The following is a 13,691-nucleotide window of genomic DNA, read 5'->3' as shown; positions in this document are numbered from 1 at the left end:
ACAAGCCATCCATTGATCATAGGTGATTTCGTTGCGCGCCATGGCGATGGGAATATCGATTTCAACGCGATGCAACGGTCGTTCATCTTTACCAATGGCCGGATGCCCGACGTCGACCATAGCCAATTTGCCATCTAGCATGACCAACCCGTTTATCGAGTCTCCGATCGGTCCTCCCATCGTAAATTCACCAAGGGGTAAGACGATCATTTCAGGGCAAACATCGCATTCCTGAAACATCTCCAACGGAGCGACTTCGGTACTGTCCGAAAGGATGAAATCGGCATGTGCGGCCGTCGAGAGCGAGAACAGCGTGGCAAAGCACGCAAAACTTCTGAATATCAAAGCTTAAACCTAGCCTGTTAACCTAGTGTGACCCTAAGATTGTCCCCTTGTCACCCAACAATCCTAAAAGTTGCAACGGCTAATTTATACTTGGCGAAAATTTTTCGTCGATTGTGCATCGGTTCGACACCTGAAAATTGTCGACCGAACATTACAGTTTTGGATCACGTTTAAGCTCGTGCAAATCACTGTGACGATAGAAGTCGAAGCGAGAATACCAGAGTTCTACTTTATCTTTTTTCTCGCCAGAAAACGCTGGAGTGAGACGCAATTCAACTTGGAAACTGTCTGCCGCTAGACACAAGTTTGTGACCATCTTTGAACCGAAACCATTACCTCTCATTTTCCCTGCAACATGGATCACGTCCAATGTGACCCAGCCTTGGTGTTTTGCTGTTAACTTACAAAAAGCACTGGGTATTGGCGGCTCGCAAAGTGGAGTGGTCAGTTTACCTAACTCCACAAGATACTCCCCCCCGAATTTTCTGTTCAGGTGGTCAAGTAACGCTAAATTGCGTGTCACTAATTCTGGCACTTCACTTACAGTACTTTGCCCGCTTGAGCCGAGACTTAGCTGCTGGAGTCTCTAAGCTTCTGTATCGGCCACCGGAGTACCGAGCGCAGTCCAAAGCGTGTCCAGCGGCGATTACAGCGGCTCCTACGTCCTGCCCGTCGGCATAGCAAACCCCGACCCAACGGTCATGGGTGCGTTCGCCATTCAGGTCGCAGGAAATGGACTTGCCGCGCAGATAGTTGACCATCCAGCGCTTTGCGTCCTGTCCTGACCTGGTGCCGAGTTCGGGAGCATCCACGCCGTTCAGCCTAACGGGGGTGCCATCTACAACAATGGTGTCAGCGTCACGAACGTGAAGGGTTCCGGCTTGGGTGCTGGTGGTAAAAACAATGAGACTGACGAACAGAAGGTATTTCATAGAATGACGGATTCTCTGTGTGTAAGCTTGAATTGCCCCGACGACTATAAGGCTAGAACCTTTGCAGCAACCCGTTTGCACTAAACGAGTATTCCTCTTTTTTACCTATGATAACGTGGTCATGAATGAGGATACCCATCGTATCGCAAGCGTCCAGAACTCGCTGGGTCATATCGATATCGGACTTGCTGGGGGTTGGATCACCTGATGGGTGATTGTGAACCAAGATTAGCGAGCTAGCATTCAGTTCCAACGCACGTTTCACAATTTCCCGTGGATAAACCGGAACATGGTCAACGGTGCCCTTCGCCTGCTCCTCATCGGCAATCAGAACGTTCTTGCGATCCAGATACAAAACGCGGAACTGCTCTACCTCGCGGTGCGCCATTGCAGTTCGACAGTAGGTCACCAAAGCCTCCCAAGATGACACAACATCCCGCTTCATCACCTGAGCCTGGGCCATCCTGTGCCCGAAGGCTTCAACTACCTTCAAGTGGTAGTAGACCCAATCATTTGCGCCATCTACTTGGAGAATTCGGTGCTTGGATGCAGCAATGACACCGTTCAAGTCGCCAAACTCTGCCAGTAAGCGTTTCGCCAAGGGTTTAACATCGATCCTCGGGATTGCGTTGAATAATAACAGTTCCAGCAGCTCGTACTCGGGCATTGGCTCATGACCGCCCTTTAGGAACCGCTGCCGAAGGCGCTCACGGTGCCCCCAATAGTGCGGGCGTTTCGCCCCGTCATCACCTTTGACTAATCCGCCTCCTGCCGCGTTCTTTGGCGACAGGCGGTCACGGTGAACATAGCCGGGTGCATAGGCTGGCTCGCTGATTGCGTCCGGAGGTGGCGTACGTGCTTCCAGATCCTCAAGCCCCTGCATCGCGTCCTCTGAAAAGCCGTTCTGCCCGTTGTATTTGACCAACTTGCCGAACCTCTTTTTGTCCCGGCCAATTGCCTCTTTCAGTTGGTCCAATATCTGACTTTTCATAATTGCACCCATCGCGTTCCTCTGCCAAACGACAATGGCGATGTGTTGGTTAATAGACGGTAAACCCAAAATCACTCACTGAGGTCCTGAAGCGAAACCGTCAAACCGTCCATCACGTAGAAACGATTTTGATCCGAAGATGCAGTAACAGAAAAATCTACGAAACCCTCGTTTTGCGGGTCTCCGTCGAGTTCTCGCAGGTCTGCTTCAGCAAATCCTGAATCCAACGATGTGTCGCCAAACAATGCTAAGCGGTACACCATACTTTCCGGGAAAAGGGAAATCAGAACAGTATGACTGTCGCCAATGCTGTAGCTGCCCACTGGCGTATCAAACATGAGAATTTGACCATTATCGAAGACCACCCTGCCGAAGTATCTTCCTAAAACGCCGCTATCTATAATCATACCGCCAGTATCAAGAACCTTCCCCTGCCATCTGATGTAAATGGGAGCAGTGTCATCGCTAATCGGTGACGTCCTAAAAATGATGTGGTCGCCAGAAGTGTTCGTACCAGGGGGGCGCTCACGAATATTGAGGGAGAGGTCACCTTCAATTGCGTCAGCTACACCGACAAAGAAAAACTCATCTGATCCGACGCTAATGCTATCACCAACAGGAGGTCCGGGCGGGTTTGACAGCGGCGACTGACCCGGCGTTCCACTCTCGAAGTCTGCATGGAATATGTCGCTGCAGGCAGACAAAGCGAAAACAGGCCCAAGCAGTAAGGCAATAGCTGAAGCAATTTTCATGGGTAACTCCATTTACAATTTGGCTTGAAACGAATGCAGAAAACCTAACCCGTTTAACGGGTGACACCAAGAAATTCACAGATTTTAGTGGCTGCAATCTAGTCAGATGCCATCTTTTTTACCCCTCTTTGTTCCCTCCTTGTTCTTGCTTTGCTTGAGGTATTATGATACCCTTAATGCAGTGGAAACGGGGGCTGAAATGCAGGCAGCGAAGGACACAAAACAGGACATGCTGGCCAAGGCTGCGCGCGTGTCACTCGTCCGTGAATTCGGACAAGACAAGTTTGAAGAACTGGCTGGTGATGCCGCAGAGATGATCCGTAGCGGATTGGTTCAGTATTGGCGACTGAACGACACTATCGGCATTTTCTCCCTGAGCCACATTCCGAACGTGTGGCATGTGGAGGCGAACTTTTCGGGCGATGCCATCGAATGCCCCGATGAGGAACTGAAAGCCATCGTCAATGCGTTCTGGGACGAAGAAAAACCCGAGTACGTCACATCAGTAAACCCAGCACAAGCACAGATGCAGAAGCCATTGAAACGCAATACAGTTCGAAAAAGGAAAGGTCAGCAACTGTCATGTGCATAAGATGGGCCTTGGCGGATGGACTGTAAAGACCGCAGGGGGAGTTAACCCAGGATTTCCCAGCAATATCAAGGGCCGTTCCCGGAAAAGGTAGCACAATGACCGACCGCGAAAACGCAACAATCTGGATTGAAGAACTAAGCCCGCCCTATGTGCGGCTCGGCTTCACGCACTACCCGTGGCAGAACGCGCACCGGATTGCACAGCGGGCAAACAGGCTTGCGCGCAACTACGCCCGAGGCTGGCACTGCGCCTATTGCGGGGAACTCATGCCCGAGTGGAAACGGATCGATGCCAAGTATTGCAAGGAAGGTTGTCGCAAGATGGCAGCGCGAAAACGGCGCTATGGTTAGAGGGAGTAGTCAGTCTGGTGCGTTTCGCCGGAAAGCAAACTGCGCGCCTCGAGACAGGCTCTGCTCCCTCAAGAGGGGTGCCGGAAAGTCAACCCCGCTCGGCGTTTTTTGGTTTCGTTGGGTCAGAGAGGTCTTGTTCGACAATCGAAGCGCCGCATAAGATGCCCTATGGAGTTCGACAAGGAACGAGGCCATGAAATCGCGGCGTGCCGAAAGTGCGGAGGCACGGCTGATTGCATTAGCCTTTCTTTTCAAGACGACCCCGCAATAAAGAGCCTAGCCGGACCCTGGCTTGGCGGAGTTTTCGGTACTGCCATAGGGGAAATCAGCCGCTTCAGTTGCCGAGAATGTGGCCATATCTCGACAAGAAGGGTCTACATTGGCTCAGGAAAGAGCTGGGAGAAGTGGGATGACTGATAAGGGCGAAAATATTCTCCGCCGAGGGTGTAGCGAAGGAAGTTAGAGACGTCATCAGGGGCTTCAGTGTCAAAAAGGTCAGATGGCTGAAATCAGCGCGTTTGCGGCTTCGACAAACCCGGCTACGGCCACTGCACTGGCCAACAGTATGCAACAAACTTCCAATACGCTGAGCTTCATTTTGACCCCCATCAAAACGTCCTGCACGATGTAGAGTAATTCCTTTGCCTCGCATAGTGAGTGGGCATTTACGTTGCGGAAACCCGCTTTGTAGGTGGCGTGTATTTGCCTAGGCCAAGGTGGAGCGGAAGGCGCACAGCTTTCGTTTCTGCCTTTGATGCTTGACCTGTAGCCGTGCTGCATCACTGGGCGCTCAACCCCGAAATCAAAACAGAATGAATATGACTATAAACCAAGCAGCAGTTTTCGCACTGTTTCTAGGGTATCCGCGCGAAGTTACCAACTGGTGCTGAAACAGAGCTATCCAAGATTGTGAATGGTTGCGGGGACTGGATGTTCTACGGCCATGCGGACCCTACTGGACAATCGATTGTAAGCTGGTGGCTGATAGACCTGAGAGCGTTCAGGGCGGCTTTGATACGGCACAAGACGACAGGTGCGCATCTGCATATGGGCGACAAACGGAATCCTGACGGCACGTGCTTTAAGTGGTTTGATATTCGGTCGCTTCCGAAGGAACCGCCGTTGGTGGTGGCGCAAGGCTCCAGCTAAGTTTGACTCCTCACAAAATACAGAAACCAATCATTGCCGTCCTAGAAATGTCCATTTCTGCACGTAAACTATTGCCACAGAAAGCGTACAGACTGTTGAGTTATTTAATGAGAATTTTGCGAAATTTGGTTGCAATTATTGCTCTTTCAGGAATGATTTTTCCTTCAATTGCACGTTCGCAAGACTTTGAGGCGTTGTTACAAGGGTTTGACGCGACCAACCTCAGCTACGAGGACAAGCGGTTTCTGCAGACTGCACTTGCGTTTGAGGGTCACTACCATGGACTGTTGGATGGGGCGTGGGGCAAAATCAGCAATCGAGCGCTAAACGACTATTCTCGCGATGTGTTCAAATCAGATCCCGAAGACTGGCATATGGCGTTTCTGGCGTGGACCCTATTCGAGCGCATCTCCCAAGATGGTTGGGATATACAGTACTTTGAGGGCTTGGGGTTATCTCTACTTTGGCCTAAAGACACTATCCGTCGCGAAGCTGATTCAGACTACTTTTTGAACTACCGCCACGCCAATAGTAGCTTCTCCATTTCCGTTGGCATTCACTCAGTCGAAACCGCCCAGAAACTTCACGACTTTACTGTCCAATCTCATCAGTTGGGAAGTGATCCCTATACAGTTAGGAAAAACAACCTCGCCGTCTCCTCAGCAACAAAAAGAGACGGCTCCACCCTTTACACTAGGTCGGATTTCGTGAACGGCGGCTGGTCAACGGTAATGTTGTCTGCAAACGAACCGGACGGCCACATTCTAGCAGCAGTGGCCTCCAGTATTTCAAAAGGCCGAGCCAATCCACTGGATATTTCGAACAACGGGAAACTTGATGGAGTCATCCAACAAGTGGTCGCTGCACTCGAAGAGGCGGATGAACCAATTAGAGAAGAGCCGGAGGCATCCAGCCCGGACAGTCAAGGAAGTGCTGGAACCGGCTTTATTGTCTCACGGGCTGGACATGTTCTTACCAACCAGCATGTCGTTGACGGGTGCACACACGTTTTCATTGATGACAGGCCAGCAACTCTGGTCAATTCATCTGAAGAGTACGACCTAGCGCTACTAAAATACGACACACCGAAAGACAGGGGAATCGCCGTATTTTCGGCCAGTCCTGCGCGATTGAATTCGGACGTCACAGCAGTTGGCTACCCATATGCGGGCCTCCTTGGTGGTCTTAACGTTACTCGCGGGTCCGTTTCTTCTTTAAAGGGCATTGGTGGCGACTTGAGCACCATGCAGATTACAAGCCCTATTCAAAGTGGAAACTCAGGTGGTCCTTTACTTGCAGCCGACGGCGAGGTGGTCGGAGTGGTTGTCGCAAAATTGAACGAACGAGTAGTAACTGACGCCCTCGGAGATACGCCACAGAATGTCAACTTTGCCATACGAGGGGAGATTGCAAAGCTTTTCTTAGCTCAGAATGCCATCAATCCGATTCTTAGTCTGGACGACAATATGTTGGAACCTGAGGAAGTTGCCGACTTAGCCGCCAGCTTCACAACCTTTGTGGAATGTCGTTAACCATTACAAGCGCAACCCACGCCCTTCCGGCATGTGTAACTTTTGCTGATACAGCTATCTCCGCAGGCCTTGCCTTTTCGGCAAACTTTACAGCAGGCAGCGTCAAATACCTGGGCCTTGCCGTCGTCTTCCATCAATTTCCAAAACGACTGAGTAGAGATGGGCTTGCCTCCGGAATTCGAAGACAAAGTCGCATCCTGCGCAAGGGCTGGCATCCAAGACAAGACAAGCGCAAGCACGCTGATTGAAATGAGCGTTTTCACAATCGTACTCCGTTAACAATGTCTTAACACTTGCACGGGCACACGATTGGCGAAACATCTATTGTGAATTCATCAAATAAAGTGTGGTTCAGATTTTAGAAAGGTAGTTTTGATCGGACAGAAAGGCCAATGTGCCGATTGCGTCTGGACCATTAGCCGATTCCTAAACGGCCAATGATTAGGAATGAGGTACTGAGGGTGCATTCGACTGCTTGGTGCCCGAAGTGCTTGATGCTGCGCTGCACGCATTTAACCTTTAGCAGCGTGCTTTCTCAGTTCATGCATATTGCTGCGAACAGTAGGCAATAGAGTATGGCCCTGCTGTAATCCAAAAGCTGCACTGTCTCACACGCTTTTAGAAGAAACTTTCACGTCACATTGACACTATCTTTTCATTCTAAATATTCAATCCGTACAACCAAGGGGTAAACATGAAACTAAAGTACATATTTATAGTTGCAACTGCATTGGTTGCAGCTTGTGAAGCACAGACCGTCGTTCCCGTGCCAACATCTGGTAGTCGAGACGACGCCAACGTGGTGCTCTCCTACAATACTGGACTATATGCACCCACCACACCGGATTGGGCACAGGCTCAAGCCTCTGCGGATGCGCGATGCAAAGCATGGGGTTACTCCAAGGCGGACCCCTTCCAAGGAACGTCGCAGCAGTGCCACTCCAAGAACGGTTACGGGCAATGCCTAGATGCTACCATCTCCAGAACTTACCAATGCCTTGGCAGGGGCTAATCGGACAACCGAAGGAAAGCGTTTCGTGCTGCTACAGGTCACAACCAAAGACTTCATTTGTGGCACAGCTCTTTAAGTCTGTAGCCGGTTAATACAATTAGAAAGCTCGCAAAAAGTGGGCTTTCTGATTTCTAGGAGCTTGTGACTACTCTAAATGGATTGACCCAATGGCGTTGAAAGCAGGTAGAGAGTAGCAAATTCCTCCGGCGTTTCGCAGTTACCTAGGCACACGAGCTACTGCCGGTCGTCCGTAAGATATCGGCTGCCCTCAATCTGCAGGCGGGAAGCGAGAACCTCACATTCAAGTTGCGCTCTATAGGCAAAAAACGGTGCTCTTGTCCCCCATTTGTCCCCTAGAACGAAATCACGGCGCGAATTCAAGCTGACAAAAACACTGTAAGGCATTGATTTTAAATGGTGCCCCCACACGGACTCGAACCGCGGACCTACTGATTACAAATCAGTTGCTCTACCAGCTGAGCTATAGGGGCACTGGGTGTCGATTACTTTCTCTTTTAGGAGACTGCAAGCCCATATTTTTATCTTAACTTAGTGAATGTCGGATTTCTTGGCAACGCGAAGAAACAACCCGGCAGAATGGTGTGGATTTGACTGTTCCGACCGCAAGCTGTAACCCGATTAGAAGAGTTGAAAGCAAGGACAAGAACCGAAAATGAAGGTTGCTATCCACGCGGGCGCGGCTTTTACAGATGAAGGCCGCGTGCTGAACTCGTTGAAGAAAAACTCAGACATCCTGAAAAATAACGGGGTCAAGATTTTTGGCCCGCGGCGATACAACAGGAGCTTCAATCCTATTTTTGAAAAGTTGGGAACTGAGGCCGTCGACTTATCCCAAAACCTCAATAGCATTCTGCCAAACGATGCACATACCCAGCGCGCGATCTTTTCCAGCAGACGATTCGCGGGCGAACCGGCTGATGCCTTGCAGGAAGGGCAGTTGTATCCTTTAGCCGGTCGCAGAATGGCCCTGTTGGAACAAGCCTTCGATGACCATCAACTTGAGTTGTTCATAGGGCTCAGAAATCCGGGCAGCTTTATCCCCAAACTCCTGATGTCGCTGCCCGAAGATGAGCGAGCTGAAATCGTCCGAAACACCGACCTGAGCTGCCTTAGCTGGATCGGCATGATCGAAGACATTCAGGACCTCGCCCCCAGCGTTCAAATCACATTGTGGAGCAATGAGGACACCCCGTTTATCTGGGGGGACATTATACGGTCTTTGACTGGCTTGGACGACAGCACGACGCTGGTGGATGAATATGACCTGTTGGCGACTTTGCTGGATGAAGCCGGACAAACCAAAGTGCTGGCCCTGAGCAACCAAATTGAGCCGCAAGACAGGTTAGCCCTGCATGAACAGTTGGCTCAGATCTTTGAAGAGCACGCGCTGCCTGAGAAAATCGAGGAAGAGTTGGACTTGCCCGGCTGGTCCACCGAGATCGTGGACGCGTTTTCAGAACTGTACGAACAGGATCTTGAACGGCTTGGTGCTGTACCGGGCGTGCGTGTTCTAAAACCCTGATCGTGAATGTGGGGGACCCGCATGACAAGAATCGTCAGACGGACCCAGCCCTGTTTCAGCTCATGCCAAGAGCTTCCTTGTACATCTCAAGCACCGCCTCTTCTTCGGCAATATCGTCCTTGTCGCGCTTGCGCAGCGCGATTACCTTGCGCATGACCTTGGTGTCGTATCCACGGGCTTTGGCCTCCGCCATCACCTCTTTTTGCTGTTCCGCAAGGTCTTTCTTTTCTGCGTCCAGGCGTTCAAAGCGTTCGATGAACTGGCGCAGCTCACCCGCGGTAACACGATAATTCGCAGTGGCCTGATCTTCGGTCATGTCATCCATAAATGTCTCTCCCAGAGGTGGATATCTGATGCTGTGACAGCGGGCTCTACGCCGGATACATTGCTGCCGCACGGGCCGCAAGCACCCAATCCTGCCGGACTTGTGTGAGCAGTGGCGATCCGCTAAGCGCTGGTGGAATTGACAAGCAAATGTGGGGAACCATGTTCGAATTCATCACCTGGGGCGGTGCCGCCCTGTCGCTTGCCGGGCTCTGCGGCCTGGTTTGGTGTATCCTGCGTGTGATGAAGGCGCGCAAGTCCGGCTTGTCGGACGAGGAACTGCGCGCTGTTGTTCAAGGTGTATTGCCGTGGAACCTGGCATCACTGTTTTTGTCGGTTCTTGGCCTGATGGTGGTGATCGTCGGGATTTCTTTTGGCTGACCGTTGAATTCAAACGGGCAGATTATCAAAGCGCGCTTCCATCGCATCTTCGCACAGGGCTGCATCCAAACGACGTAGGCGCGACGGGACATGCATTCCCTGCTGGCGCATCCGTTGAATCACCTTGGCCACACTCGGTTGCAATGCCAGACGTGTATCAAGGCACGCTCCGCTGAGCTTTTCTTCAAGTTGTTCGGCTTCTGAGTATAAATTGACTGACGACATTTCTATCCTCCCAAATGTCTTCATTTAGTCTGATATATGTGACCGTTTTAAGACCCGTTTAGATTGCTACACAATCGCGCGGAAAACCGCCTGTTCGTCGGACTATTTTTGCGACCGGGGGCGATTTGATTAAATTTTACTCGAAACGAGGCTACCCTGCTTTGACCCGCGTCAAATCACGCAGTGTTGATTGCAATATATTCCGTAATTAATATATGAATTACCGACATAGGCGGAGGACCACATGACACCAAAAGTAAAAGCGTTTTTCGACCCCGAGACCTTTACGGTTTCTTACTTGGCGCAAGAGCCCGAAGGGCTTGCATGCGCGATTATCGACAGCGTTCTGGATTTTGACCACGCCTCTGGCCGGACGGGTACGCACGCAGCCGATAAGATCATCGAGTACGTGCGGGCGAACAACCTGCGGGTTGAATGGATTCTGGAAAGCCATGTGCACGCCGACCACTTATCCGCTGCCCCCTATCTGCAGGAAAAGCTGGGCGGCAAGATCGGGATCGGGGATCAGATCGTTACCATTCAGGAAACATTCGGTAAAATCTTTAACGAAGGGACCGAGTTTCAGCGGGACGGCAGTCAGTTCGACGCCCTGTTCCGCGAAGGCGACAGCTTTCACGTTGGTCAGATGCGCGGCGATGTTCTGCATACGCCCGGCCACACTCCGGCCTGCCTGACCTATGTGATTGGCGATGCTGCGTTTGTCGGCGACACTCTGTTCATGCCCGATTTCGGCACGGCGCGCTGTGATTTTCCAGGTGGGTCGTCCGCAACGCTATACGAATCGATCCAAAAAATTCTGGCACTACCGGATCAGACGCGCGTCTTTGTGGGGCATGATTACATGGCGCCGGGGCGCGACGAATATGCTTGGGAAACAACCGTGGGAGAGCAAAAGGCGCTGAACGTCCATATTGGTCATGGACGCTCTGTCGAAGAGTTCGTTGAAATGCGCGACGCCCGTGATGCAACGCTGCCCATGCCCCGCCTGATTCTGCCGTCGCTGCAGGTGAATATGCGTGCAGGGCAGATGCCGCCAGCCGATGAAGATGGCGACGTTTACTTGAAACTGCCACTGAACAAACTCTGAAACATTGGCGGCTGTCGTGCAAAGGACAAACAATGCAACCTGAATGGATATGGGGCCTTGGCGGAGGTCTTCTGATTGGGCTGGGTGCTGCCCTCTATTTGCTGGGCAATGGGCGCATCATGGGGGCCAGTGGCATTCTGGGCGGACTGGTCGACGGCAGTGATCGATCACTTGAACGGCTGGCTTTTCTTGCGGGATTGATCGGAGTGCCCTTGTTGCTGCGGCCCCTGCTATTGCCCGCGGCCCAAACTCATCTGACCGGGAACATCACCCTCGTGATTATCGCCGGTCTATTGGTGGGGTTGGGCACACGCATCGCCAATGGGTGTACATCGGGGCACGGCGTTTGCGGAATATCCCGATTTTCCCTGCGGGGCATTGTCGCCACAATCGTCTACATCATGGCTGGGATCGCAACGGTCGCTCTGCTGCGCCATGTCTGGGGGCTGATCTGATGCGCGTAGTCATTTCATTTCTTGCAGGATCGTTGTTCGGAATCGGCCTGCTGATCTCTGGTATGACCGACACAACCAAAGTGCAGGGCTGGTTGGATATGTTCGGACAATGGGATCCAACGCTCGCTTTTGTGATGGCTGGCGCGATCCTTCCCATGCTTGTCGCATGGCGGTTGACGTCCAACCGCCGCCCACTGACCGGAGGGAGGTTTCCGCAAAAAGCCGCACCCGAATTGGACCGCCAGTTGATCTTTGGCTCTGTTCTGTTTGGCATGGGTTGGGGATTGGTTGGGCTGTGCCCCGGACCGGCCCTTGCCTCGCTTGGCTATGGGGGAGTTGGCGGAATTGTGTTCCTGATCGCCATGATTGTGGGCATGGTTGCGGCCCCTACCCTTGGTGCGCAACTGGACAGAGCCGCCAACGCGGCCTAAGCAATTGCCATGGAGATTCGCCCGATTACCCCCCGCTACGCCGTCTCGCCGCAAATTTCGGTCGAGGACGTCCCAGCCATCGCCGATGCCGGTTTTGTCAAAGTGATTTGCAACCGGCCCAATGTCGAGGTTCCTGCAGACATGCAATCAGATGCCATCGGCGACGCGGTGCGTGCGGCGGGTATGGAATACGAGGTTCTGGAACTGACCCACCAGACCATGACCCCTGAAAATGTGGCCCTGCAACGCGAGTTGGCCGAAAGCTGCGGCGGACCGGTTCTGGCCTATTGCGCCTCGGGCACGCGGTGTTCGGTAGTGTGGGCATTGGGGCAGTGCGATCGGATGAGTGCGGACGACATCCTGAACGCGACCACCAAAGCGGGTTACACGCTGGACAACCTGCGCCCGATCCTTGAGCAGATCCGCGGCGACACTGAGTAAACTAGCTAGAATTATTGGGATCAGTTGTGGGCGTCGACAACCCGGCCAGCTGCGAAATTTCGGCAACCATTTGATCTGAGTCGGCGAAATTCAGGTTCGTTTCCAAATCCTCCGGTGCGATTGAACCGAACGGGACAGGCATCTGCGACATCTCTGGTTGTGCGGGCATGTCCGGTTCCTGATGTGATGCCACAGGCGACCGGGCCTCCAGAAACTCCTCGGCTTCAGATTGGGTCAACGCCGTAAGCGGTGCGCATTCGTTCAGGCGCACGGCGCGCATCCCGCCACATTGCCCCAAGCGACCAACGGCAGCGCGCGCGCGGTCGATCGTCAAGACCTGCGCCCGATCCAGCCGTGATCCCGTCAACGGCAGCACATCCCCAACGGCAAGGTCAGACAGCGACGCCAGCGGCAAGGTCATTCGGCAGATCACCGCGTTTAACTCTGCCCGCAAAACACCCGAAGCCTGTTCAAGGTTTGGACCTGTGTCCTCTTGCCTGACCTCCCCCTCCTGCTCTGCCAGATGATCGGGCAGGAAGACAGAAATCTGGCCCTGCCGCAGGCCACCGCCCAGTTCCACGGTAAGGTCAAACACCCGATACGTATCTTCAACCATCGCCAGCGACAATGTGCGCAAATCTGCCAGCCGCGTCGAAAATTCATACCCCAACAAACTGGATTGATCCAAAGGCGCATCCACCAGTTCCACAGACCGTGCCAAGACCTGCTCGACCAACGGGGCAACCATCGCACCATCCGTGTGCGTGAAGGCACGTGGCGCAGGATCACCTGCCATTACCTCACCAATCGTTTGCACTTGAACGATGGCTGAAACTGCGCCCAGATCCATGCAGACAGCGGCAGAGATTCCATCGCTGTTCATAAACTGCAGCATCAACCAATCTTCCCCAACCGGCCCCGCCAGCATGTCCGGCGTACGGTTGGATTGTTTGGCCCCTATGACAACAAGCGGGAGTTGCAAATTGTCCCCGGCCGCGCGGGCAAAAGCCAGCCGCAGCGCCCGCAAGATCGAGCGTGGCTTATCGCCCTGCTCTTCCCGTCCCGCTGAAAGCTTGCGCGCCAATGCTGCGCTGACCGTTTGCGACATTCCCGAATCCGCTGTGTTTT

18 protein-coding genes and 1 tRNA gene are annotated in these 13,691 nt (G+C 52.8%); 10 read left to right on the top strand and 9 right to left on the bottom strand.

Translation table 11 applies throughout. From position 1 onward, the window contains the following. The 5 genes from ACR0JB_RS20010 to ACR0JB_RS19990 form a co-directional block, all read right to left on the bottom strand. Nucleotides 1–345, bottom strand: a 345-nt coding sequence (locus ACR0JB_RS20010; protein ID WP_480790234.1) for a hypothetical protein, incomplete at its 3' end; no start/stop codon positions are given. Between the two features lie 151 nt (nt 346–496). Continuing rightward, nucleotides 497–808: a hypothetical protein gene (locus ACR0JB_RS20005; protein WP_480790233.1), complete on the bottom strand. Its 312-nt coding sequence runs from the start codon at nt 806–808 to the stop codon at nt 497–499. Between the two features lie 73 nt (nt 809–881). Next, on the bottom strand, nt 882–1,277 hold the full coding sequence (locus ACR0JB_RS20000) for a thermonuclease family protein (protein ID WP_480790232.1): 396 nt from the start codon (nt 1,275–1,277) through the stop codon (nt 882–884). A gap of 52 nt (nt 1,278–1,329) precedes the next feature. Then, entirely contained in the window at nt 1,330–2,268 is a 939-nt protein-coding gene (gene radC / locus ACR0JB_RS19995) for a RadC family protein (protein ID WP_480790231.1), read from the bottom strand. 71 nt (nt 2,269–2,339) lie between these two features. After that, entirely contained in the window at nt 2,340–3,020 is a 681-nt protein-coding gene (locus tag ACR0JB_RS19990) for a hypothetical protein (protein ID WP_480790230.1), read from the bottom strand. A 199-nt stretch (nt 3,021–3,219) separates the two neighbouring features. Between ACR0JB_RS19990 and ACR0JB_RS19985 the strand changes: the two genes are divergently transcribed. The 4 genes from ACR0JB_RS19985 to yecR all read left to right on the top strand — a co-directional run bounded on the left by ACR0JB_RS19985 (nt 3,220) and on the right by yecR (nt 7,655). Next, nucleotides 3,220–3,612, top strand: a complete 393-nt coding sequence (locus tag ACR0JB_RS19985; protein ID WP_480790229.1) for a hypothetical protein — start codon at nt 3,220–3,222, stop codon at nt 3,610–3,612. A 95-nt stretch (nt 3,613–3,707) separates the two neighbouring features. Continuing rightward, the gene (locus tag ACR0JB_RS19980; protein ID WP_480790228.1) at nt 3,708–3,962 is read left to right on the top strand and encodes a hypothetical protein; all 255 of its coding nucleotides are present in this window, start codon (nt 3,708–3,710) and stop codon (nt 3,960–3,962) included. Between the two features lie 1,256 nt (nt 3,963–5,218). Continuing rightward, nucleotides 5,219–6,643 carry a S1C family serine protease gene (locus ACR0JB_RS19975; protein ID WP_480790227.1) on the top strand — a complete coding sequence of 475 codons (1,425 nt, stop codon included), beginning with the start codon at nt 5,219–5,221 and terminating at the stop codon, nt 6,641–6,643. A 694-nt stretch (nt 6,644–7,337) separates the two neighbouring features. Continuing rightward, nucleotides 7,338–7,655: a YecR family lipoprotein gene (gene yecR / locus ACR0JB_RS19970; RefSeq protein ID WP_480790226.1), complete on the top strand. Its 318-nt coding sequence runs from the start codon at nt 7,338–7,340 to the stop codon at nt 7,653–7,655. 415 nt (nt 7,656–8,070) lie between these two features. Here yecR and ACR0JB_RS19965 read toward each other — a convergent pair. Next, nucleotides 8,071–8,146: transfer RNA gene (locus ACR0JB_RS19965), tRNA-Thr, on the bottom strand. 491 nt (nt 8,147–8,637) lie between these two features. Here ACR0JB_RS19965 and ACR0JB_RS19960 point away from each other — a divergent pair. Further along, a complete protein-coding gene (locus ACR0JB_RS19960; protein ID WP_480790225.1) occupies nt 8,638–9,198 on the top strand; it encodes a hypothetical protein in 561 nt (186 codons plus the stop codon). A 55-nt stretch (nt 9,199–9,253) separates the two neighbouring features. On the opposite strand, the gene ACR0JB_RS19955 is transcribed toward ACR0JB_RS19960, so the two are convergent. Continuing rightward, entirely contained in the window at nt 9,254–9,523 is a 270-nt protein-coding gene (locus tag ACR0JB_RS19955; protein ID WP_058282431.1) for a DUF2312 domain-containing protein, read from the bottom strand. A 161-nt stretch (nt 9,524–9,684) separates the two neighbouring features. Between ACR0JB_RS19955 and ACR0JB_RS19950 the strand changes: the two genes are divergently transcribed. Beyond that, entirely contained in the window at nt 9,685–9,903 is a 219-nt protein-coding gene (locus ACR0JB_RS19950; RefSeq protein ID WP_170351324.1) for a hypothetical protein, read from the top strand. Nucleotides 9,904–9,912: 9 nt separating this feature from the next. On the opposite strand, the gene ACR0JB_RS19945 is transcribed toward ACR0JB_RS19950, so the two are convergent. Beyond that, complete coding sequence (locus tag ACR0JB_RS19945) at nt 9,913–10,128, bottom strand: hypothetical protein (protein ID WP_170351325.1); 216 nt, start codon at nt 10,126–10,128, stop codon at nt 9,913–9,915. A gap of 244 nt (nt 10,129–10,372) precedes the next feature. On the opposite strand from ACR0JB_RS19945, the gene ACR0JB_RS19940 reads away from it, so the two are divergent. The 4 genes from ACR0JB_RS19940 to ACR0JB_RS19925 are packed head-to-tail and all read left to right on the top strand — an operon-like array spanning nt 10,373 to nt 12,563. After that, nucleotides 10,373–11,236 carry an MBL fold metallo-hydrolase gene (locus tag ACR0JB_RS19940; protein WP_170351326.1) on the top strand — a complete coding sequence of 288 codons (864 nt, stop codon included), beginning with the start codon at nt 10,373–10,375 and terminating at the stop codon, nt 11,234–11,236. A 32-nt stretch (nt 11,237–11,268) separates the two neighbouring features. After that, on the top strand, nt 11,269–11,691 hold the full coding sequence (locus ACR0JB_RS19935) for a YeeE/YedE family protein (protein ID WP_170362575.1): 423 nt from the start codon (nt 11,269–11,271) through the stop codon (nt 11,689–11,691). After that, on the top strand, nt 11,691–12,122 hold the full coding sequence (locus ACR0JB_RS19930; protein WP_170398798.1) for a DUF6691 family protein: 432 nt from the start codon (nt 11,691–11,693) through the stop codon (nt 12,120–12,122). The genes ACR0JB_RS19935 and ACR0JB_RS19930 overlap by 1 nt, the downstream gene beginning before the upstream one ends. Nucleotides 12,123–12,131: 9 nt before the next feature. Then, nucleotides 12,132–12,563 carry a protein tyrosine phosphatase family protein gene (locus tag ACR0JB_RS19925; RefSeq protein WP_170362573.1) on the top strand — a complete coding sequence of 144 codons (432 nt, stop codon included), beginning with the start codon at nt 12,132–12,134 and terminating at the stop codon, nt 12,561–12,563. A gap of 1 nt (nt 12,564) precedes the next feature. Here the strand turns inward: ACR0JB_RS19925 and ACR0JB_RS19920 are convergent, their stop codons facing one another. Then, a complete protein-coding gene (locus ACR0JB_RS19920) occupies nt 12,565–13,671 on the bottom strand; it encodes a FliM/FliN family flagellar motor C-terminal domain-containing protein (protein WP_170398801.1) in 1,107 nt (368 codons plus the stop codon). Nucleotides 13,672–13,691 lie beyond the last annotated feature (20 nt).

This window comes from Ruegeria sp. BI7 (assembly GCF_056537925.1).
This window is presented reverse-complemented; position numbering and strand designations above follow the sequence as displayed.

What these genes read in the sequence shown, in the direction of transcription:
- radC (WP_480790231.1), bottom strand. Translation starts at nt 2,268, where the DNA reads ATGAAAAGTCAGATATTGGACCAACTGAAAGAGGCAATTGGCCGGGAC.
- ACR0JB_RS19955 (WP_058282431.1), bottom strand. Translation starts at nt 9,523, where the DNA reads ATGGATGACATGACCGAAGATCAGGCCACTGCGAATTATCGTGTTACC.
- ACR0JB_RS19950 (WP_170351324.1), top strand. Translation starts at nt 9,685, where the DNA reads ATGTTCGAATTCATCACCTGGGGCGGTGCCGCCCTGTCGCTTGCCGGG.
- ACR0JB_RS19980 (WP_480790228.1), top strand. Translation starts at nt 3,708, where the DNA reads ATGACCGACCGCGAAAACGCAACAATCTGGATTGAAGAACTAAGCCCG.
- ACR0JB_RS19935 (WP_170362575.1), top strand. Translation starts at nt 11,269, where the DNA reads ATGCAACCTGAATGGATATGGGGCCTTGGCGGAGGTCTTCTGATTGGG.
- ACR0JB_RS19940 (WP_170351326.1), top strand. Translation starts at nt 10,373, where the DNA reads ATGACACCAAAAGTAAAAGCGTTTTTCGACCCCGAGACCTTTACGGTT.
- yecR (WP_480790226.1), top strand. Translation starts at nt 7,338, where the DNA reads ATGAAACTAAAGTACATATTTATAGTTGCAACTGCATTGGTTGCAGCT.
- ACR0JB_RS19985 (WP_480790229.1), top strand. Translation starts at nt 3,220, where the DNA reads ATGCAGGCAGCGAAGGACACAAAACAGGACATGCTGGCCAAGGCTGCG.
- ACR0JB_RS19920 (WP_170398801.1), bottom strand. Translation starts at nt 13,671, where the DNA reads ATGTCGCAAACGGTCAGCGCAGCATTGGCGCGCAAGCTTTCAGCGGGA.
- ACR0JB_RS19960 (WP_480790225.1), top strand. Translation starts at nt 8,638, where the DNA reads ATGGCCCTGTTGGAACAAGCCTTCGATGACCATCAACTTGAGTTGTTC.
- ACR0JB_RS19925 (WP_170362573.1), top strand. Translation starts at nt 12,132, where the DNA reads ATGGAGATTCGCCCGATTACCCCCCGCTACGCCGTCTCGCCGCAAATT.
- ACR0JB_RS19930 (WP_170398798.1), top strand. Translation starts at nt 11,691, where the DNA reads ATGCGCGTAGTCATTTCATTTCTTGCAGGATCGTTGTTCGGAATCGGC.
- ACR0JB_RS20000 (WP_480790232.1), bottom strand. Translation starts at nt 1,277, where the DNA reads ATGAAATACCTTCTGTTCGTCAGTCTCATTGTTTTTACCACCAGCACC.
- ACR0JB_RS19975 (WP_480790227.1), top strand. Translation starts at nt 5,219, where the DNA reads ATGAGAATTTTGCGAAATTTGGTTGCAATTATTGCTCTTTCAGGAATG.
- ACR0JB_RS19990 (WP_480790230.1), bottom strand. Translation starts at nt 3,020, where the DNA reads ATGAAAATTGCTTCAGCTATTGCCTTACTGCTTGGGCCTGTTTTCGCT.
- ACR0JB_RS19945 (WP_170351325.1), bottom strand. Translation starts at nt 10,128, where the DNA reads ATGTCGTCAGTCAATTTATACTCAGAAGCCGAACAACTTGAAGAAAAG.